The sequence below is a fragment of the Streptomyces sp. NBC_01012 genome (assembly GCF_045162755.1).
In the GTDB taxonomy this organism is placed as follows: domain Bacteria; phylum Actinomycetota; class Actinomycetes; order Streptomycetales; family Streptomycetaceae; genus Streptomyces.
In genome coordinates, this window is the sequence record NZ_CP108688.1 from 5,719,631 (window position 1) to 5,738,267 (window position 18,637).

Below are 18,637 nucleotides of genomic sequence, written 5' to 3' on the forward strand. Positions count from 1 at the left end.
GGTGCGCACCGGGCCACCGAAGGGCGCGGCCGGCCCCGCTGCGCCTACAATCCGTCGGTGAACGCCACCCTCCCCACCGCGGAAGCCCTGCGCGCGGCGCTGGCCGCCCTGCTCGACGGGCTGCCCCCGACCCAGGCCCAGCAAGCCGTCGACCGGCTGATCGCCAGCTACCGCGGGACCACCCCGACCGACGCCCCGATCCTGCGGAACCGTTCCGACGTCGCCGCCTACGCCGCGTACCGGATGCCCGCGACCTTCGAGGCCGTACGGGCCTGCCTCGCCGCCCTGCGCGAGGCCGCGCCGGACTGGACGCCCGCCACCCACACGGACATCGGGGGAGGCACGGGCGCGGCGAGCTGGGCGGTGGCCGGGGCCTGGGACGGGCCGAGGACGACGGTGCTCGACTGGTCCGAGCCGGCCCTCGCGCTCGGCCGTGAGCTGGCAGAGGTGTCCGGCAGCCCCGCACTGCGGTCCGCCACCTGGGAGCGGGCGAGGATCGGCGCGGCGCTGGAGCCCACGGACCTGGCGACCGTCAGCTACGTGCTCAAGGAGCTCACCCCGGCGGACCGGGCCGCGCTGGTCGAGGCCGTCGCCGGGGCCGCGCAGACCGTGGTGATCGTGGAGCCCGGCACCCCCGACGGCTACGACCGTGTCATCGAGGCCCGCGACCGGCTGATCGCCGCGGGGCTGAGCGTCGCGGCACCCTGCCCGCACGACGACACCTGCCCCATCGAGCGCGGCACGGACTGGTGCCACTTCTCGGCGCGGGTCAGCCGCTCGTCCCTGCACCGCCAGGTCAAGGGCGGCTCGCTCAGCCACGAGGACGAGAAGTTCAGCTACGTCGTCGCGACCCGCTTCCCCGTGGCTCCGGCACATGAACGGGTCACCCGCAGGCCGCAGATCCGCAAGGGGCAGGTGCTGCTCGAGCTCTGCACCCGGGACGAGGGCCTGCGGCGCGCCACGGTCACCAAGCGGCACGGCACGCTCTACCGTGCCGCCCGGGACGCCGCGTGGGGCGACGCCTGGCCGCCGCTCTAGGAGCGCAGCTCCTGGGTGCAGCACTTCACGCTGCCACCGCCTTTGAGCAGTTCGCCCAGATCCATCGGGACCGGCTCGAAGCCCCGGTCCCGCAGCGGGTCGAAGAGCCCCACCGCGGCCTGCGGGAGCAGCACATGGCGCCCGTCGCTGACCGCGTTGAGGCCCAGCGACTCGGCGTCCGCCTCCTCGGCCAGCAGCGCGTCGGGGAAGAGACGCGCCAGCACGGACCTGCTGCCCGGGGAGAAGGCCCCCGGGTAGTACATGATCTCGTCGGCCGCGTCGTCCAGGACGCACAGGGCGGTGTCCAGGTGGTAGTAGCGCGGGTCCACCAGATCGAGGCCGATCACCGGGCGCCCGAAGAACTCCTGGGCCTCGGCGTGGGACAGCGGACTGGACCGGAAGCCCCGCCCGGCGAGCAGATAGGAGGCGGTCACGGCGAAGTCGCCCTCGCCCTCGTTGACATGGGCCGGTTCGTGGATCTCGGTGAAACCGTCGGCCCGGAACCAGTCCCGGTGCGCCTCGGCCTCCGCGTACCGCTCCCGGTAGGCGAACAGCGCACCGAGCACCCGCCCGTCGATCACGGTGGCCCCGTTGGCGGCGAACACCATGTCGGGCAGGTCGGGGCGGGGGGTGAGGAGCTCCACCGTGTGTCCGAGGGAGCGGTAGCGGTCGCGCAGGTCCTCCCACTGGGTGGTGGCCAGGGGCAGATCGACGGGTTTCGTCGGATCCATCCATGGATTGATGGAGTACGTGACCTGGAAGTGGGACGGGGCGCACATCAGGTAGCGACGGGGGGTGGCGTCACGGGTCAATGCAGGCTCCTCGCGAACGGCGGCCGTGGCCGCGGAACGGTGGATGCGCACGGGTGTGTGCGTGCGTTCATGGTGCGCCGTGCCGGGGCACTCGCGCTGTGATCCGTTCGGGTGGTTCGTACGGGTGGTTCGTACGGGGCCGTCGGACGGCCGGGCGGTTCTACTATGGCCCGATGCCCTCCCGCAAGGCCCCCGATCCCAGCCGCCGCAGCGACCGCTCACGCCGCGCGATCTGCGACGCGGCGCTCGCGCTCGTCGGGGAGGTGGGGTATGCGAGGACGACGATCGAGGGGATCGCCGCCAGGGCCGGGGTCGGCAAGCAGACGATCTACCGCTGGTGGCCGTCGAAGGCAGCCGTGCTGATGGAGGCCTTCATCGACGAGAACGCCCGCCGTTCCGCCGAGGTGGAGGGGGTGGCGGTCGGCGAGGACGGCGCCCCGGAGATCCCCGACACCGGCGACCTGGCGGCCGACCTCAAGCTGGTCCTGCGGGCCACGGTCGACGGGCTGAACGACCCCACGGGCGCGGCCCCCACCCGGGCACTGGCCGCCGAAGGGATCATCGATCCGGCACTCGGGGCCCGTTTCGTGGAAAATCTGCTCGAACCCCAGCTCCAGTTGTATGTCACACGCCTGCGTGCCGCCCAGGAGGCGGGCGAGGTGCGCGCGGACATCGATCCACGCGTCGCGCTGGAGCTCCTGATCGCCCCGCTCACCCACCGCTGGCTGCTGAGAACGCTTCCGCTGACCCACGCGTACGCCGACGCCGTCGTCGATCTCACCCTGCGGGGGATCTTGATCCAGCCATGAGCCGCCGGCGCATTCCGTGACATTCCGTAGGTGCGTGATGACCTCTGCGCGACCGCCCGTGCACCCCGCTTCGGAAGTCTGGCCACCCGAGGAGCAGGATGGTGGGACCATGGAGGGGAAACCGCTGAGGTGAGGGGATAGATGGGCGCCGATTCCGGCCGCTATCGCGGCACAGAGAGCAGGATCTCCCAGTGGCTGCGCAGGCGGCCGAAACCACAGCCGGAAGCCGACGACGCGGCGCGGCTGGCGCTGCTCCTGGCCGTCGCCGATGCGGGAATGCCCATCTCACCCGCGGCGCACCCGTCCGGATACCGATGTTCGTGCGAGCGCGTCGGTTGTCCGACGCCCGCGCGGCACCCCGTCTCCTTCGCCTGGCAGACGCAGTCCACGACGGACAGCGCGCAGATCGAGCGCTGGGCGGCCGGCCAGCCGCTGGCCAACTTCATCACCGCGACGGGCATGATCCACGACGTACTCGACGTCCCCCTCACCGCGGGGCACGCCGCCCTGGAGCGGCTCACCGCGGCCGGCATCGACGTCGGTCCCGTGGCCCAGTCCGGCAGCGACCGGATGCTCTTCTTCACCGCCACCCGCGGCACCCCCGACGACGAGGACGAGTGGTGGCCCTGCGAGCTGGACTGCCACCCCGAGACCATGGACGAGCATCCCGGGCTCCGCTGGCACTGCCGTGGCAGCTATGTCCTCCTGCCGCCCGCACGGCTCCCCGGTGAGCTGGACGTGCACTGGATCCGGGGCCCGGAGAACCCGCTGCCCGATCCGCTGACCCTGCTGGAGACGCTCACCGACGCCTGCGCGCAGTACGCGGACACGGCCGACCCGAGCGACCTCGACCACGACGCGGTGGCCTGGCCCCTCAGCCGCTGAAGGCCGTCAGCCGCTGAAGGCCGTTCCCCGGCCGCCGGTTCCCGACGGGGCCACGGGCGTGGCTACCGACGGGCGAACTTCTCGACGGCGGCCGGTGTGACGGGCGTGAAGAAGTTGACGAGGTTGCCGTCGGGGTCGCGGAACAGCAGCGCGCGGTTGCCCCAGGGCATGGTCGTCGGCTCGTTGACGAAGTCCTCCACGAAGCCGGTCAGGTTCGTGTGCACGCCGTCCACGTCGTCGACGAGGAATTCGAGGATGACGCTGTGGTTGTCGGCCGGGCTGGCGGAGCCCGGCGCGAACAGGGGGACCGTGCGCGTACTGCCGATCGCGAGGGTGGCGGAGCCGACCCTGAGCTCGGCGAAGTCCTCGGTCGACCAGTCGGCGGACACTCCGGTGGCCCGCTCGTAGAAGTCGACGAGGCGGGCGACGTCGTCCGTGATGATGCGGACAGAGACAAAGTCCATGGTTCTCTCCTGGTCGTTCGGTGCTGACGACCACACGCTACGACCGATACCGGGCGGAACCCGCCCGGTATGTGCGGCACACTTCTCGGCATGTCCCGTCCCATTGCCCGTGTGCTCACCCTGCTGGAGCTCCTGCAGTCGGGCGGCGTCAGGACCGCGGCCGAACTCGCCGACCGCCTCGGCGTCGACGAACGCACGGTGCGGCACTACGTCGGCCACCTCGTCGACCTGGACGTACCCGTCGAGTCGGTGCGCGGCCGTTACGGCGGCTACCGGCTCATGCCCGGTTACCGGATGCCGCCGCTCATGCTGAGCGACGACGAGGCACTCGCCGTACTGCTCGGCCTGGTCGCCGGCCGCAGGGCCGGGCTCACCGGTGCCACGGGCACGGCGAGCGAGACGGCGGCGGCCAAGATCAGGCGGGTGCTCCCCGAGCGGCTGCGCCTCGGACTCGACGCCCTGCTCGGCTCCCTCGCCTTCACCGCTCCGCCCGGCGAAGCGGTCCCGCCGGAAGCGGGGGTCCTGCTGCCGGTCGCCGACGCGGTCAACCACCACCGGCCGGTCCTGATCCGCTACACGGCAGCGGACGGCCGCCGCAGCGAACGCACCCTGCACCCGCACGGACTCGTCGCGCACGCGGGCAGGTGGTACATGACGGCGGCCGACCTCACCGCCGGCCAGGACCGGATGTTCCGGCTGGACCGTGTCACCGAGGTCAGGACGCTGCCGGGCTCCTTCGAACCGCCCGAGGGACCCGACCCCGCGCAGCGCGTCCTCACCGGGCTCGCCACCGCTCCGTACCGGCACGAGGTGACCCTGCGCGTCCAGGGCACCGCCGAGCACATCCGCACCCTGCTGCCCGCCGGCATCGCGCTCGTGGAGGAGCTGCCGGCCGAGGGCGGCGCGGATCCGGAGGCCGGGCGCTGGTCCCGCGTCGAGCTGCGGGTGGAACGGCTCGACTGGCTGCCCGCCGTACTCGCCTCGCTGGACCGGCCGTTCGTCGTCGAACGCCCGGACGAACTCCGCGGGCTCGTCGAGGACTTCGCCGAACGCCTCGCGCACTGGGCCCGGCACGACCCGCACCACGCCTGACGGCCCAAGGGTGACGGGGCACGCATGACGGCCCAAGGGTGACGGCCCGCGAGCCGCCGGCCGTCAGGACCCCTGCGCCGCGACCAGCCCCGGCAGCCGGTTCAGCACGCGCACCTTGTCGTCCTCGGCCCCCTTCTCGGGTATGTGGACCAGCTGGCTGGAGACCCGCTCCTTGGTGAGGGTGCTCTTCACCTCGCCGGTCAGCAGCGCCTCCACGTCCGCGGTGACCGTCGGACGCAGTCCCTCGGCGGCCGTCTGCCGCTCGAAGTGCTTGCTGCTGAAGAAGACCAGCGCCCCGCCGTCCTCCGTCGCCAGACCCAGCGGCGCGTACGTCCCGGAATCCAGCGCCTGGTCGACGTACTGGTAGGAGTAGCCCGCCCTGCGGGTGGTCTTCCGCGCCTCCCGCCAGCCAGAGGTCATCGACCCGGGGGCGAAGACGTCGGGCGCACCGTCGGTGAGGTAGCTCGTGTACGTGGTGCTCAGTTCGGCGGGCGGGGTGGCCAGGGCCGCGTCCGTGTCCTTCGAGGGCACCGGCCGCACATAGCCGTCGGCGTCCCTGCTGAACTCGGGGATCTCGGACGGGGATGCCACCGCCAGATACGAGACCTTCCACGGTGCGTCGGGCCCGGTGCGTACGAATCCCAGCAGCCAGCGGGTGTCGTCCTTGCCTCCGTCCCGGTCGCGGTTGGAGTCGGTGTCCGCGACGAACCAGCGCGGCCAGCCCGCCTTCCTGGGAATGAGGTAGGAGGCGTCGCTCAGCTCCAGCGGCTTGTGCTGCGCGTTGCCGTCCGGGCTGATCTTGTGCCGCGCCACCAGACCGGCCTGGTTGATCGCGCCGAGCGAACCGGTCACCTGGTCCTTGTCGAGCGCCGGATCGTACGCCTTGTCCGCCTTGTTGTACGCGACGGTGAACTCCTCCAGGGCCTTCGCGGCCTCGGACCTCGTCGCCGCCGGCACGACTTCCAGTTCACCGTGCACCGTCACGCAGCCGCTCGCGGTGACGACCAGTACCGTCGTCGTCGCGAGCCCCGCCGCCAGTCGACCCAGCCTTCTCATCCGTTGTCTTCTGCGCCTTCTGATCCGTCGTCCGCACTGACCGCCTGAACCCTACCGGGCCGGCGCCGGCCACGGATCAGGAAGCCCGGTTCGGTACGACGAGCGGCACCCCGGTCCTCGGGTGCGGGAACACCTCGACCGGCTGCCGGTACACCTCGCCGAGCAGGGTGTCCGTGAACACATCGGCGGGCGGTCCGGCCACGGCGATCCGGCCGCCGTGCAGCACCACGGCCCGGTCCGCGTACGCCGCCGCGAGACCCAGGTCGTGCAGCACCACCACCACCGCGTCACCGGCCGCGGCCCGCGCACGGCAGATCCGCAGCACCAGTTCCTGATGGCGCAGGTCCAGCGCGGCCGTCGGCTCGTCCAGGAGCAGCAGTGGGGCGCGCTGCGCCAGCACCCGGGCCAGCGCGACCCGGGCGCGCTCGCCGCCGGACAGCGCGGAGAACGGGCGGGCGGCGAACTCCGTCACCTCCGTCGCGGCCATCGCGTCGGCGACCGCCGTCTCGTCGTCGTCCTCGCGGGCGGTGCCCGCCCAGGGCGCCCGTCCCATCCGTACGACGTCCTCGACAGGGAAGGGGAAGGCCAGCGCCGCGGACTGCGGCAGAACGGCGCGGCGCAGCGCCAGTTCGGGGGCCGACCATGCGTCGGCCGGCCGGCCGTCGATGCGTACCTCACCGCTGTCCACGGGCAGATCGGCGGCGAGCGCCGCAAGCAGCGTCGACTTGCCCGCCCCGTTCGGTCCGACGAGGGCCAGCACCTCGCCGGCCCGGATGGTCAGCTCCACGGAGTCCAGGACCTGCCGCCGGCCCAGCCGGACGCCTACGCCGGTCACTTCGGCGGCGGGGGAGCCGGCCGGCACCGGGGCGGGCAGCTCCCGGCCACGGGCCGAGAGAAGCGCCTTGAACGGGTTCACGCCCAACCACCTTGCCTACGACGGGTCCTGCGCAGCAGCCAGAAGAAGAACGGGCTGCCGAAGAGCGCGGTCAGCACACCGAGCGGGAGCTCGGCGGGATCGGCGACGGTGCGCGCGGCGAGATCGCCCGCCACCAGCACCAGCGCACCGCCGAGCGCACTGCCCGGCAGGAGGAAGCGGTGTCCGGGGCCGTTCGCCATCCGCAGCAGATGCGGGACGAGCAGCCCCACGAAGGAGATGATCCCGGCGACGGCGACCGCCGCCGCCGTCAGCAGCGCCACGACGAGGACGAGCACGATCCGCAGCCGCTCGACATCGACCCCCAGGTGCCGGGCGGGCCGCTCGCCGAGCGCCAGCAGATCCAGCTTCCTGGCGTAGAAGGGGGCGACGAGCAGTCCGAGTACCGCGCACGGCAGCACGGCGAGCACCTTCGGCCAGGTCGCCTGGGACAGCGAACCGAGCTGCCAGAACGTGATCTGGGTGATCTGCGCGTTGTCGGCGAAGAAGATGAACAGGCCGATCAGGGCGCCGGCGAAGGCGTTGACGGCGATACCGGTCAGGATCAGCGTCACCACCTCCGTCCGTCCTCCGGACCGCGAGAGCACGTACACCAGCAGGACCGTGGCGAGACCGGTGACGAACGCGCAGATGGTGATCGTCCAGTTGCCGAAGAAGTTCAGCCCGAGCGCGATCGAGGCGACCGCCCCGACCGCCGCACCCGAGGAGATCCCGATGACACCGGGCTCGGCCAGCGGATTGCCGAACACGCCCTGCATCAGCGCGCCCGCGCAGCCCAGCGACGACCCGACGAGCAGCGCGAGGACCACCCTGGGCAGCCGTACGTTCCACAGGACGCTCTCGCCGACCCGGTCGAGCGCCTGCCCGCCGAGACCGAGACGGTGCTGGGCGGAGGAGAGGACGTCGCCGAGCGGAATGCTGTACGCGCCGAGACCGGCGGAGAGCAGACAGCCGGCGACCAGCGCGGCGGCCAGCGACACGGTGAGGACGAACGCCTTGCCACGCCGCGCCGGGGCGGCGGCGGGCTCGGCTTCCTCGGCGGGCTCGGTGTCCTCGGCGGGCTCGGTTTCCTCGGCGGTCTTGGTGGCCGAGCCGTCGTAGGGGGTGGCCGTCACTCGCTCTTCCCGCCTTCCGGGTAGAGCTGCTCCACCAGTTCGGCCAGCACCCGGTCGGTGCGCGGCCCGTAGTTCAGCAGAACCCCGTCGTCGATCGAGACGATCCTGCGGTCCATCCCCGCCGGTGTCTCCCCGACGCCCGGGATCTTGACCAGGCCGTCGACGCCGCCCACCGAGTCCAGGCCCTTGGTCATGACGAGGATCGCGTCCGGTGCGGCCTCGGCGAGCGCCTCGCTGGTGATGGCGGTGAAGTCCTTCTTCAGCCCGGAGGCCTTGCCCGCGTCGACCGCGCCCGCCGCTTCGAGCAGCGAACTCGCGCCGGACTCCCGGCCGCCCAGCAGATAGACGGAGGCCGAGCCGCGCAGATAGAGGAAGGCGACGCGCGGCGCGTCTCCCTCGGCACGGGCGGGGATCGTCTTCTGCACGGCGGCGATACGCGACTCGGTACGCGCCTTGAGCTCGTCGCCCGCCGACTTCACGCCGAGCGCGGCGGCCACGGTGTCGATCCGGCGTCCCACATCGGCGAGTTCCTTGGCCGGCTCGACGACCACCAGGGGGATGCCCGCGTCACGGATCTGGGAGATGGCCTCGGCGGGGCCCGTCGTGGTGTCCGCGAGTACGACCGTCGGATGCAGGGACAGCACGCTCTCGGCCGAGACGTCATGAGCGCGGGTCACGACCGGGAGCTTCTTCGCCTGTTCGAAGGTGGCGGTGATGTCGCGGGCCACCACCTCGTTGCCGAAGCCGAGGGTGAAGGCGATCTCGCTGAGCGACCCGGTGAGGGGGACGATCCGGTCGGTGGAGGTGACGGTGACGTCCTTGCCGTCCGCCGAGTGCACCGTGACGGGCAGCCGCGGCTCCGGCTTCCCGGCCAGGGGCTCGACAACATCGGCCGCGGCGGAGGCCTTTGCCGCACCGGCGGGCTTCGCCGCCCCGTCTCCCGTACCGCCGCAGCCGGTGAGGACGGCGGCGAGTGCCACCACGGCGGCCAGGGTGCCGAACCGGCCCCTGGGCCGGCGCACGGATCTTCGGCCGGCCGCGTCGGAGTGATGAGGCAAACGCACGGGTGCACCGTCCTGGGCTGTTACGGGAGTGATGTGACGGAGGGGTTCCGGCACTGCTGTAGATACATTAGGTTAGCCTTACCTGACTTTCTAGCCCTGGGGGGTACCCATGCCGTCGTCGTCCCCGTCCGCCCGCGCGCTCGCCGTCGCGCTTCTCGCGGTGCTGCTCGGGGCCCTGCTCCCGGCCACCGCCGCGCAGGCGGCGAGCCGCACGGTGCAGGGCGGCCGGCTGGACTGGGGGATCAAGTCGTCCTTCCAGAGTTATGTCACCGGGCCCATCGCCCAGGGAAGTTGGAGCCTGACCGGCGGCGCGGCGACCGTCGGCGGCAGCCAGTTCCGCTTCCACTCCGCCACCGGCTCCTACGACCCGGACAGCGGCGCCTTCCAGGCCGGATTCTCCGGCGGGGTCCACTTCGTGGGTCACAAGCAGGCCGACGGCAGCAACGAACTCGACCTCACCATCAGCCGCCCCACGGTCAGGATCTCCGGAGGCAGCGGAACCCTCTACGCCGACATGGTGAGCAAGGAGCGGGGCAGCGGCAAGGTCACCACCACCGCCCAGGTGCCGCTGGCCACCCTCGGTCTCTCCGGCATCGACATGAAGGGCGGCTCCACGCCCATCGCCCTCGACAACGTCCCGGCGACGCTGACCTCGCAGGGTGCGGGCGCGTTCGCCGGCTACTACACGGCGGGGACGGCGCTCGACCCGGTCAGCCTCTCCGTCGACACGAAGGCACCGGCGGCAGCGAAGCCGTCGAAGTCACCCACGTCCTCACCGTCGCCCTCCGCGACGAAGAAGAAGGAGAGCACGGGCCGCTTCGAGGACGCGGCCGTGGACTGGGGCGTGCGCCGCACCTTCCGCGAGTACGTCACCGGCTCCATCGGCCAGGGCGGATGGACCCTCGCGGACGGCGCCCAGGACGGCGGGGCACTCTTCCGCTTCCCGAAGGGCAAGGGCACGTACGACGCCAAGAAGCAGAAGCTGAACGCCTCCTTCGCCGGCAGCGTCCACTTCACCGGAAAGGGCGGCCTCGACCTGGAACTCGCCGGGTTCGCCGTGCGGGTGGCCTCCGGCAAGGGCACGCTCCTGGCGGACGTCACCACCGACGGCGGCACCACCGACAAGGCCGTCCCGCTCGTCACCTTCGCCACCGGGGACGACCTCACCCCGAAGGACGGGCTCGCCGTCCTCACCGAGGTCCCCGCGACCCTGACCGCCGACGGCGCCAAGGCCTTCGGCTCCCTCTACAAGGCCGGCACCGCGATGGACCCGGTCTCCCTCGCCGTCGCCGTCGACGCGAAGGCGAAGCTGCCCGCGCTGCCCGACCTGGGCAGCGAGGCCGCACCGTCCACCGCGTCCGCGACGCCGTCCGCAGCGACCCCGGCCGCCCAGCCGGCCGCGGCGGACTCCTCCTCCCGTACCTCTCTCGCCGTCGGGGGCGGGGTCGTGCTGATCGCGGCCGCCGCCGGCGTGCTGTACGCGGCGCGCCGCCGCCGTACGGCACGCGACACCACCTGACATCCCTCTCATCTCACTTACATCCACCAGGAGTCACTGTCATGGCAGCCAACCGCCGCCCCATAGCCCTCGCCGCAGCAGTCGCCACAGCGGCCGCCCTCGGCGCGACCTTCGCCCTCCCCGCCCTCGCGGCAGACAACGCCGGCTCGGCCAAGGCCGCGGCGCCCGCCGCCACCATGGAGCTGACGGACGGCACGCTCGACTGGGGCTTCAAGGAGTCCTTCCGCAGATACATCGGCGGCGCCGGCACGATCACCGCCACGGACGGTGCCACCCAGGCGGACGGCAACGGGATCTTCACCTTCGGCAACGGCACGGGCACGTACGACACGACCACGCACGGCACCGACACCGATTTCGACGGCAGCGTCAACTTCAACGCCCACGGCGGGGTCCTCGACATCACCATCTCCGACGTGAAGGTCACGACGAGCGGCACTTCGGGCGCCGTCACCGTCGACCTGAAGACCCCGGAGGGCACCCAGGACGACGTCGCGCTCGCCGAGCTCGACCTGTCGGACGTCAAGCCCGGCCAGGGCGACGACGGTGCGATGGTCTTCAAGGACATCCCCTCGACGCTGACGAAGGCCGGCTCCGCCGCCTTCAACGGCATGTACACCGAGGGCGAGGTCCTGGACCCGGCCACCCTGTCGGTCAAGGCCGTCACGCCCCCCACGGAGGAGCCCACCGACGAGCCGACGCAGGAGCCGACCGGCGAGCCCACCACGGAGCCGACGGCCACGCCGACCGGCAAGCCCACCGCCTCCGCGTCCCCGAGCGCCTCCGCCTCGGCCACCACGCCGGCCGTCGAGCAGGGCGACCTCGTCGACGGCACCCTGGACTGGGGCGTCAAGGAGTCCTTCCGCTCCTACGTCACCGGCCCCATCGCGAACGGCAAGGTCGAGACGACCGGCGGCGCCACCGCGTCGGACGCGGGCTACCGCTTCCCCGACGCGACGGGCAGCTTCGACGCCGACGAGCAGTCCCTGGACGCCGAGTTCGGCGGCAAGGTCCGCTTCCTCGGTCACAAGGAGGGTGACGCCTACACGCTCGACCTCTCCCTCACCGGCCTCGAGGTCCAGGTCAAGAACGGCGCGGGCACCCTGGTCGCCGATGTCACCAGCAAGGACCGCGAGACCAAGGAGGTCACCACCTACAAGGACCTCGCCCTCGCCGACCTGAAGCTCCCCAGCGGTGAACTCGCCGCGAAGGACGGCGTGGTGACCCTCTCCGATGTGCCCGCCACCCTGACCGAGGACGGCACCAAGGCGTTCGGCGGCATGTACACCAAGGGCACCGAACTCGACGCCCTGACCGTCGCCGTCGCCCTCGACGAGGACGCCGAACTCCCGGGCGTCACCGGCGGATCCGGCACCACCGGAGGATCGGGCACCACCGGTGGCACCGGTACGACCACCGGAGGCAGCGGCTCCGTGGGCGGCGCCGGTTCCGTGGGCGGCTCGGCCTCACTCGCCTCCACCGGCTCGGACATCCCGACCGGCGCGCTCGTCGCCGCCTCCGGCGTCGTCGTCGCGGCGGGTGCCGGAGTGGTGATCGCGGCGCGCCGTCGCCGTACCGTCTGATCCCTGCCCGCACCACCAGGGCCGCACCGGCGCACCCCGTCGGTGCGGCCCTGTGGCGTCCGGGGCCCCGCGCGGTGCTTGAATGCGGGTGTGAACGACTTCGAGGTACCCGAAGGCATCGACGTACTGCGTGTGTTCTGCGGCCCGGACGGCCGCCACGGCAACGCGCTGGGCGTCGTGCGCGACGGGCGCAGGTATCCCGACAACGAGTCCCGGCAGGTGCTCGCACGGAAACTCGGCTTCAGCGAGACGGTGTTCGTGGACGACCCCGAGCGCGGCACCGTCGACATCCGCACCCCCGGGCTGCGGCTGCCGTTCGCGGGGCATCCGCTCGTCGGCGCGGCCTGGCTGCTCGACCTGGAGGTCCTGGAGCTACCCGTCGGGGATGTGACGGTCCGCCAGGACGGTGAGTTCACCTGGATCACGGCCCGCACCGAGTGGGCGCCGCCGAGGACGCTGGAGCGGTACGCCTCGGTCGCGGAGGTCGACGCGCTGACGGAGGCACCGCCCGGGGAGGGCCGGCTCTACGTCTGGGCCTGGGAGGACGAGGCCGCCGGCCGCGTACGCGCGCGGGCCTTCCCACGGCGCGACGACAGCATCGACGAGGACGAGGCGACCGGTGCGGCGGCCATGCTGCTCAGCGCCGAGCTGGGCCGGGCCCTGAACATCAGACAAGGACGCGGCTCCCAGATCCTCACCGCACCCGCGCCCGATGGCACGGTGGAGGTCGGGGGCCGCGTCCTTCTGGTGGCCGCGTCGTGATCAGGCGCCGCGGTCTCCGGGGGTTCAGGCGCTGAGCGGGAAGGCCTCGCCGAGCTCGTGGAAGACGGCGGTGTTCAGCGCGAAGGCGCGCTTGCACTCGTCGATGATCCGCTGCTTCTCCAGGTCGTCGGCGTTCACCGCGTCCAGCAGCTCCCGGTACCCCCGCTTGAAGGCGGCCGGGTTGGAGATCTGCTCGAACACGTAGAACCGCACCCCGTCACCCTTGCGCGCGAAGCCCCAGGTCTTCTCCGCCGTACCGCGGATGATCTGGCCGCCCGAGAGGTCGCCGAGGTAGCGCGTGTAGTGGTGCGCGACGTATCCGGCGGGCCACTCGCGGGCGCACTCGGCGACCCGTGCGGCGTAGGCCGCGGTGGCGGGCAGCGGTTCGAGACCCTCGCGCCACCCCTCGCCCCGCAGATGGCCGAGGTCGCGCTCCAGCTCGGCCGTGCGCATCAGCTCCGGCTGGATGAAGGGCCCGGCGACCGGGTCCTCACGCAGGGCCTGGGCGCCGTCCTCCAGCGCGCGGTAGACGAACCACAGCTGCTCGGTGTAGCGCGTGTACGCGTCCACCCCGAGCCGTCCGCCGAGCATGTCGCTCATGAAGCTGGATGACTCCGCCTCCGTGTGCTGCTCGTGCGAAGCAGTGCGGATGAGAGTCGAGAAAGGCGTGGTGGTGGCGGTCGAGTCCAAGGCGGGCCTCCGGGGACCGAGGGGACGGGAAGTCCGGACAGAAGGTTGCATACCGGCAGCAGCTGTACACGCCGCCGCGCACCGATACGCTGATCCTCCTACTTAGGCTTGCCTAAGTCAACGGGTTCCCGACCGCCTGTCGGTAAAAAGCGCGGCACCCGACCTCACGGAAGCGTCAGGATGTCCGCCCCGGTGTCCGTCACCACCAGTGTGTGCTCGAACTGCGCGGTCCGCTTCCTGTCCTTCGTCACCACGGTCCAGCCGTCGTCCCACATGTCGTAGTCGTGGGAGCCCAGGGTCAGCATCGGCTCGATGGTGAACGTCATCCCGGGCCGCATCACGGTCGTCGCCTGCGGGCTGTCGTAGTGCGGGACGATCAGGCCGGAGTGGAACGAGGAATTGATCCCGTGCCCGGTGAAGTCCCGCACCACCCCGTAGCCGAACCGCTTCGCGTACGACTCGATGACGCGCCCGATCACATTGATCTGCCGGCCGGGCCGCACCGCCTTGATGGCGCGGTTCAGCGACTCCCTGGTGCGCTCCACGAGGAGCCGCGACTCCTCGTCGACGTCGCCGCAGAGATAGGTGGCGTTGTTGTCGCCGTGCACCCCGCCGATGTACGCGGTGACGTCGAGGTTCACGATGTCGCCGTCGCGCAGCACGGTGGAGTCGGGGATGCCGTGGCAGATGACCTCGTTGAGCGAGGTGCAGAGCGACTTCGGGAAGCCCCGGTAGCCGAGGGTCGACGGGTACGCCCCGTGGTCCACCATGAACTCATGGGCGACCCGGTCGAGTGCGTCCGTGGTGACCCCCGGGGCGATGAGCTTGGCCGCCTCCTCCATCGCCTGCGCCGCGATACGGCCCGCGATCCGCATGCGCTCCACGGTGTCGGAGTCCTGGATCTCCGGCCCGGTGTACGGCGTGGGGGCGGGCTTGCCCACGTACTCGGGGCGCCGGATCCTTCCGGGAACGGAACGGACGGGAGTGATCTCCCCTGGTACGAGAAGCGACTGGCCAGACATGTCAGCGAGTCTAACCAGCGTGTCCGGGGCACCATGGCAACGAGGAAAGGATCCAGCGATGGCCCTGTTCAAGAAGCGCACGGTGGGCAAACCGGGCGAATGGTACTACTGCCTGGAACACAGATCGGTCGAGGAGGGCCCCGAGTGCCCGGCCAAGGACCGCTTCGGCCCGTACGCCACCCAGGGGGAGGCACAGCGCGCGATGGACACCGCGCGTGAGCGGAACCTCGAATGGGAGAACGACCCGAAGTGGCACGACCGCTCGGACGAGCCGACCGACGAGACGCCGGACTAGGTGTATTGATCACGGTCGTGTCCCGTCGGGGATCCATGAGCCGTGGATACCGTTCGGGACGCGGCGTGGCAGGTGGATCTCGGCGACGGATGTGAGGTCCCGTGCGTCCAGGACGAGCAGCTGGGAGGCGTCGGCCTTGAGGTCGCTCACGATGGTCAGCAGATAACCGTCGTCCTCGGCGACGGCGTCCGCGGCGGGTACGAATACGGCTTCGCCGGCGTGGCGGTGGGGTCCGGGCCGGTGTACGAGCCGCTTGCCCGCGGCTGTGTCGAGCTTGGTGATCGCGAACTCCTCCAGACCCGCTCCGGGGAACGCGACGGAGTAACTGATGGTGGAAGGCAGCCCGGTATAGGCCTCGTTGATGGTGGGGAAGTCGGTGGTCAGATCGTCCAGTCCGTCCTCGGCCGCTGTCCCGGTGACGGGGTCGAGCACCCACCGGGTGGCGGTGGCGCCGGTGACGGGGGCGAGAGGGTGGCCCGGCGCGCCGATCCACCACTTCCAGGAGGTCTCCCAGGAGGCACGGTCGTAGGCGGGGCCTTCGAGTACCACCTTGCCGTCCGGGGTGTCGTAGGCGTTGGTGACGTGGAGGACGGCCCGCGGGTCGATGGGGATCCAGGTGATGTGCGGGGGCCTGCCGGCGTCACCGAGCCGGTCCATGACGCCGATGCGGGCCGGCTGGTCGTCGTGCCAGCGGTAGGGAATGCCGGAGGTCTCGGCCATGTCGAAGACGACCGGTGCGTCGAGGAACACGGCCTTCGTCCCGGTGATCGCGAAGTCGTGCATCAGGGTGGGTGCCGCACCGGGAACGACCTGCTCGCGGATGATGTGGCCGCCCGGGGTCGCCACGTAGTAGGTGAGGTACGGCGGGAAGGGCGAGTAGCTGAAGAAGTGCAGGTCGCCGGTGAGCGGGTCTTCCTTGGGGTGCGCGGTCATCGCCGAGGTGAGCCTGCCGTGGAAGTCGTACGGGCCCACGGTGTCCAGCTCGGGCGTCACCTCCCAGGGAAGGTTGGCCTCCTGCAGGGCCAGGAGGTGGCCGCCGTGCTCGATGATGTGGGTGCCGGCGACGCTCGCCGTCAGGTCCATGGAACCGTCGTGGCGTACGAGCGGGGCACCGTCCAGGGCAGGGGTCCTGACCCAGCGGTTGCGGTACCACTCGGCGCGGCCGTCGGTGAGGCGTACGCCGTGGAGCATTCCGGAGCCCTTGAACCAGTGGCTGGGCGTGATGCCGGGCTTGGGGTTGTGGCCGTTGCGCAGATACCGGCCCGAGAGCTCAGGAGGCACGGTGCCGGTCACCTCGAGGCTGGTCGAGGTGATCTCGTCGGGAACGGGGGTGTAGTGACCGGACAGGTAGGGCTTGGCCGTCATGGTGTGAACTCCGTGCGGGTGGATTCGGGTGGGGTGGTGTTCCGTCGCGGGTGTCGCCCTCACCGCGCGCCCGGTCGGCGTGCGGGCGGGCGGGTCAGTGACAGCAGCAACGCGAAGGCCGTCAGTGCGGCCGTCGTGAGGAAGACCGCCGAGAAGTCCGGCGTTGCGGTGGCGGAGGCGGACACGCCGGCCAGGGCTGCCAGACCGAGCGCTCCGCCCATCTGGCGCGAGACGTTGACCATTCCGCTGACCAGACCGGCTTCTCCCGTCCCGGCTTCGCCGACGGCAAGCGTGGTCAGGTGGACGAAGCTCAGGCCGATGCCCGTACCGGTCAGCAGGAAGGGGCCGAGGAGTCCGACGGCCGTGACGCCCGTACTCGCCGGTGCCAGCCACAGGAGCCCCAGGGCGAGCGAGGCGAGCGCGGCGGTCAGGGCGGTGCGGACACCGACGGCCGTGGCCAGGCGGGGAGCCAGCAGGCTGCCGGCCGTGACGGCCAGCGCGATGGGCAGCTGGGCGAGACTGGTGGTCAACGGCGACATGCCCAGCACGAGTTGCTGGTACTGCGGCAGGAAGAAGAAGAGCCCGACCGTCACCGCGCCCACGAGCAGGGTCATCGCGCTCGCGACGGCCAACCGCCGGTTCCGGAACACCCGCAAGGGGATCAGAGGACGTTCGACGCGCCGCTCCGCGACGAGGAAGGCTCCGAGCGCGACGGCGCCCGTCACGAGCGCGGTCAGGGTGGCGGGGTCGCTCCAGCCCGCGTGCGCGCCGTTGGCCAGACCGTAGGCGGAGGCGGCCATGGACACGGTGACGCCGAGGGCGCCGACGGCGTCGAACGAGCCTCCCCCGGCACGGAAGGGACGTATCGAATACAGCACGAGGGCACCCACCAGCAGGCCGACCGGCACGTTGATCAGGAAGACCCAGGGCCAGCCGAGCGTCTGGCTCAGCAACCCGCCGAGGAGCACACCGGCGATGCCACCCGCGCCGGACACCCCGCCCCACAGCCCCAGAGCCCGCGAACGGTCTGCCGGGCCGGGGAACAGGAGCATGACGATCGACAGCGCCGCGGGCGCCATCACGGCTCCACCGGCCCCCTGGACCACTCGGGCTCCGATCAGCACGGCACCGCTGGGAGCCAGCGCGCACACCACGGACGCGAGGGTGAAGAGGGCCAGGCCGGCCAGGAACACGGCCCGTCGGCGCAACACGTCAGCGAGGCGGCCGCCCAGCAGCAACAGCCCGCCGAAGGCCACCAGATAGCCGTCGACCACCCAGGACATCTGGGCGTTATTGAGGCTCAGGCCGTCCTGGATCGACGGAACGGCGACATTGATGATCGAGGAGTCCAGGATCACCATGAACTGTGCCGTAGCCAGCGCGACGAGGCCGACTGCCCGTCGGTGGTGCGGGACGCCAGGGGGGCGCGGACGCTTCTCCATTTGTGTGTGTGATTGGTCAGTCACTATTGACTCCGAAGAAAGGGCCCGCGAACGGGCCTGGGGAATCGGGGTAGTGCCGGTGGTCCGCCCCGGACCGGCATCAGGGTCCGGGCGGCGTGTGCACCAGCCCCTCGGTCAGATACGAGGCCCATGGCTCGCGGGAGGACTCGATGTCGAGGGCCACCACCATGTGACACAGCTGACCGCGAGCGAAGAACGCCTGTACCTGCGGCTGTGGCGCCTTGGAACGGTCCGCCACATAGTCGGCGAGCCGCGCCTGCTCGCCACGCAGTGCCTCCCGGATGGCCGTGTCGTCGCTCGCCGCCAGTGCGTGGACCTGGAGCATGAGGAGTTTCCGGTCGGCGATCAGCGCCGCATACGCGTTCGCCATCGCGGCCAGGACCTCTTCGGGGCCGGCCGCGGGCAACTCCTCCACGCTGTCACGCAACGCCTTGAGGATCCTGGCGAAGCAGGTGTGCAGGGTCGCGGTGAAGAGATCGACCTTGGCCGGGAAGAGCCGAAAGACATAGGCGGGAGAGATCCCGGCTGCGGCGGCGACCGCGGATACCGGGGTCCCCCGGTATCCGGACCGGGCGAACACGCCCAGCCCGGCCTCCAGTACGGCGGCCCGGCGGTCCTCGGCGGTCGACAAGCTTCGTTCCATGTGTGTGATTGAACAGTCACACACAT

The 18,637-nt window shown here is 71.4% G+C and carries 19 protein-coding genes; 8 read left to right on the forward strand and 11 right to left on the reverse strand.

Annotation, left to right across the window (positions count from 1 at the left end; all coding sequences use genetic code 11):
* The first annotated feature begins 57 nt into the window (after positions 1 to 57).
* Complete coding sequence (locus OG623_RS25700) at positions 58 to 1,038, forward strand: small ribosomal subunit Rsm22 family protein (protein ID WP_406149609.1); 981 nt, start codon at positions 58 to 60, stop codon at positions 1,036 to 1,038.
* Here the strand turns inward: OG623_RS25700 and ddaH are convergent.
* Entirely contained in the window at positions 1,035 to 1,895 is an 861-nt protein-coding gene (ddaH, locus tag OG623_RS25705) for a dimethylargininase (protein ID WP_406152007.1), read from the reverse strand. The two genes, OG623_RS25700 and ddaH, sit on opposite strands and share 4 nt — an antisense overlap.
* 128 nt (positions 1,896 to 2,023) lie before the next feature.
* Between ddaH and OG623_RS25710 the strand changes: the two genes are divergently transcribed.
* Together OG623_RS25710 and OG623_RS25715 are read left to right on the forward strand one after the other, a co-directional pair.
* Complete coding sequence (locus OG623_RS25710; protein WP_406149610.1) at positions 2,024 to 2,659, forward strand: TetR/AcrR family transcriptional regulator; 636 nt, start codon at positions 2,024 to 2,026, stop codon at positions 2,657 to 2,659.
* A 141-nt stretch (positions 2,660 to 2,800) separates the two neighbouring features.
* On the forward strand, positions 2,801 to 3,544 hold the full coding sequence (locus tag OG623_RS25715) for a bifunctional DNA primase/polymerase (RefSeq protein WP_406149611.1): 744 nt from the start codon (positions 2,801 to 2,803) through the stop codon (positions 3,542 to 3,544).
* A gap of 62 nt (positions 3,545 to 3,606) precedes the next feature.
* Here OG623_RS25715 and OG623_RS25720 read toward each other — a convergent pair whose 3' ends face one another.
* Complete coding sequence (locus OG623_RS25720; RefSeq protein WP_406149612.1) at positions 3,607 to 4,008, reverse strand: VOC family protein; 402 nt, start codon at positions 4,006 to 4,008, stop codon at positions 3,607 to 3,609.
* A 90-nt stretch (positions 4,009 to 4,098) separates the two neighbouring features.
* Here OG623_RS25720 and OG623_RS25725 point away from each other — a divergent pair, with 90 nt between their 5' ends.
* Complete coding sequence (locus tag OG623_RS25725; RefSeq protein WP_406149614.1) at positions 4,099 to 5,100, forward strand: helix-turn-helix transcriptional regulator; 1,002 nt, start codon at positions 4,099 to 4,101, stop codon at positions 5,098 to 5,100.
* 63 nt (positions 5,101 to 5,163) lie between these two features.
* Here the strand turns inward: OG623_RS25725 and OG623_RS25730 are convergent, their stop codons facing one another.
* The 4 genes from OG623_RS25730 to OG623_RS25745 form a co-directional block, all read right to left on the reverse strand.
* Positions 5,164 to 6,156, reverse strand: a complete 993-nt coding sequence (locus OG623_RS25730) for a hypothetical protein (RefSeq protein WP_406149615.1) — start codon at positions 6,154 to 6,156, stop codon at positions 5,164 to 5,166.
* Positions 6,157 to 6,232: 76 nt separating this feature from the next.
* Positions 6,233 to 7,072: a heme ABC transporter ATP-binding protein gene (locus OG623_RS25735; RefSeq protein ID WP_406149616.1), complete on the reverse strand. Its 840-nt coding sequence runs from the start codon at positions 7,070 to 7,072 to the stop codon at positions 6,233 to 6,235.
* A complete protein-coding gene (locus tag OG623_RS25740) occupies positions 7,069 to 8,205 on the reverse strand; it encodes a FecCD family ABC transporter permease (RefSeq protein ID WP_406149618.1) in 1,137 nt (378 codons plus the stop codon). Before OG623_RS25740 ends, OG623_RS25735 begins: the two co-directional genes overlap by 4 nt.
* Entirely contained in the window at positions 8,202 to 9,269 is a 1,068-nt protein-coding gene (locus OG623_RS25745) for a hemin ABC transporter substrate-binding protein (protein WP_406149619.1), read from the reverse strand. The genes OG623_RS25740 and OG623_RS25745 overlap by 4 nt, the downstream gene beginning before the upstream one ends.
* A gap of 109 nt (positions 9,270 to 9,378) precedes the next feature.
* Here OG623_RS25745 and OG623_RS25750 point away from each other — a divergent pair, with 109 nt between their 5' ends.
* The 3 genes from OG623_RS25750 to OG623_RS25760 all read left to right on the forward strand — a co-directional run bounded on the left by OG623_RS25750 (position 9,379) and on the right by OG623_RS25760 (position 13,133).
* Positions 9,379 to 10,788 carry an HtaA domain-containing protein gene (locus OG623_RS25750; protein WP_406149621.1) on the forward strand — a complete coding sequence of 470 codons (1,410 nt, stop codon included), beginning with the start codon at positions 9,379 to 9,381 and terminating at the stop codon, positions 10,786 to 10,788.
* A 41-nt stretch (positions 10,789 to 10,829) separates the two neighbouring features.
* Positions 10,830 to 12,371: an HtaA domain-containing protein gene (locus OG623_RS25755; protein WP_406149622.1), complete on the forward strand. Its 1,542-nt coding sequence runs from the start codon at positions 10,830 to 10,832 to the stop codon at positions 12,369 to 12,371.
* 90 nt (positions 12,372 to 12,461) lie between these two features.
* Positions 12,462 to 13,133, forward strand: a complete 672-nt coding sequence (locus tag OG623_RS25760) for a PhzF family phenazine biosynthesis protein (protein ID WP_406149624.1) — start codon at positions 12,462 to 12,464, stop codon at positions 13,131 to 13,133.
* A gap of 24 nt (positions 13,134 to 13,157) precedes the next feature.
* Here OG623_RS25760 and OG623_RS25765 read toward each other — a convergent pair whose 3' ends face one another.
* Entirely contained in the window at positions 13,158 to 13,823 is a 666-nt protein-coding gene (locus OG623_RS25765) for a heme oxygenase (biliverdin-producing) (RefSeq protein ID WP_406149625.1), read from the reverse strand.
* 164 nt (positions 13,824 to 13,987) lie between these two features.
* Positions 13,988 to 14,845 (reverse strand): type I methionyl aminopeptidase, encoded by an 858-nt coding sequence (gene map / locus OG623_RS25770; protein ID WP_406149626.1) that lies wholly within the window; start codon positions 14,843 to 14,845, stop codon positions 13,988 to 13,990.
* Between the two features lie 58 nt (positions 14,846 to 14,903).
* Between map and OG623_RS25775 the strand changes: the two genes are divergently transcribed.
* On the forward strand, positions 14,904 to 15,140 hold the full coding sequence (locus tag OG623_RS25775) for a hypothetical protein (RefSeq protein ID WP_406149627.1): 237 nt from the start codon (positions 14,904 to 14,906) through the stop codon (positions 15,138 to 15,140).
* A 9-nt stretch (positions 15,141 to 15,149) separates the two neighbouring features.
* On the opposite strand, the gene OG623_RS25780 is transcribed toward OG623_RS25775, so the two are convergent.
* The 3 genes from OG623_RS25780 to OG623_RS25790 form a co-directional block, all read right to left on the reverse strand.
* Entirely contained in the window at positions 15,150 to 16,505 is a 1,356-nt protein-coding gene (locus tag OG623_RS25780) for a carotenoid oxygenase family protein (protein ID WP_406149628.1), read from the reverse strand.
* Positions 16,506 to 16,564: 59 nt separating this feature from the next.
* On the reverse strand, positions 16,565 to 17,866 hold the full coding sequence (locus tag OG623_RS25785; protein WP_406149629.1) for an MFS transporter: 1,302 nt from the start codon (positions 17,864 to 17,866) through the stop codon (positions 16,565 to 16,567).
* Positions 17,867 to 18,047: 181 nt separating this feature from the next.
* A complete protein-coding gene (locus tag OG623_RS25790; protein WP_406149631.1) occupies positions 18,048 to 18,611 on the reverse strand; it encodes a TetR/AcrR family transcriptional regulator in 564 nt (187 codons plus the stop codon).
* Positions 18,612 to 18,637: the final 26 nt, after the last annotated feature.

What these genes read in the sequence shown, in the direction of transcription:
- map (WP_406149626.1), bottom strand. Translation starts at nt 14,845, where the DNA reads ATGTCTGGCCAGTCGCTTCTCGTACCAGGGGAGATCACTCCCGTCCGT.
- OG623_RS25720 (WP_406149612.1), bottom strand. Translation starts at nt 4,008, where the DNA reads ATGGACTTTGTCTCTGTCCGCATCATCACGGACGACGTCGCCCGCCTC.
- OG623_RS25715 (WP_406149611.1), top strand. Translation starts at nt 2,801, where the DNA reads ATGGGCGCCGATTCCGGCCGCTATCGCGGCACAGAGAGCAGGATCTCC.
- OG623_RS25750 (WP_406149621.1), top strand. Translation starts at nt 9,379, where the DNA reads ATGCCGTCGTCGTCCCCGTCCGCCCGCGCGCTCGCCGTCGCGCTTCTC.
- OG623_RS25730 (WP_406149615.1), bottom strand. Translation starts at nt 6,156, where the DNA reads ATGAGAAGGCTGGGTCGACTGGCGGCGGGGCTCGCGACGACGACGGTA.
- OG623_RS25710 (WP_406149610.1), top strand. Translation starts at nt 2,024, where the DNA reads ATGCCCTCCCGCAAGGCCCCCGATCCCAGCCGCCGCAGCGACCGCTCA.
- OG623_RS25780 (WP_406149628.1), bottom strand. Translation starts at nt 16,505, where the DNA reads ATGACGGCCAAGCCCTACCTGTCCGGTCACTACACCCCCGTTCCCGAC.
- OG623_RS25785 (WP_406149629.1), bottom strand. Translation starts at nt 17,866, where the DNA reads ATGGTGATCCTGGACTCCTCGATCATCAATGTCGCCGTTCCGTCGATC.
- OG623_RS25725 (WP_406149614.1), top strand. Translation starts at nt 4,099, where the DNA reads ATGTCCCGTCCCATTGCCCGTGTGCTCACCCTGCTGGAGCTCCTGCAG.
- OG623_RS25775 (WP_406149627.1), top strand. Translation starts at nt 14,904, where the DNA reads ATGGCCCTGTTCAAGAAGCGCACGGTGGGCAAACCGGGCGAATGGTAC.
- OG623_RS25790 (WP_406149631.1), bottom strand. Translation starts at nt 18,611, where the DNA reads ATGGAACGAAGCTTGTCGACCGCCGAGGACCGCCGGGCCGCCGTACTG.
- OG623_RS25755 (WP_406149622.1), top strand. Translation starts at nt 10,830, where the DNA reads ATGGCAGCCAACCGCCGCCCCATAGCCCTCGCCGCAGCAGTCGCCACA.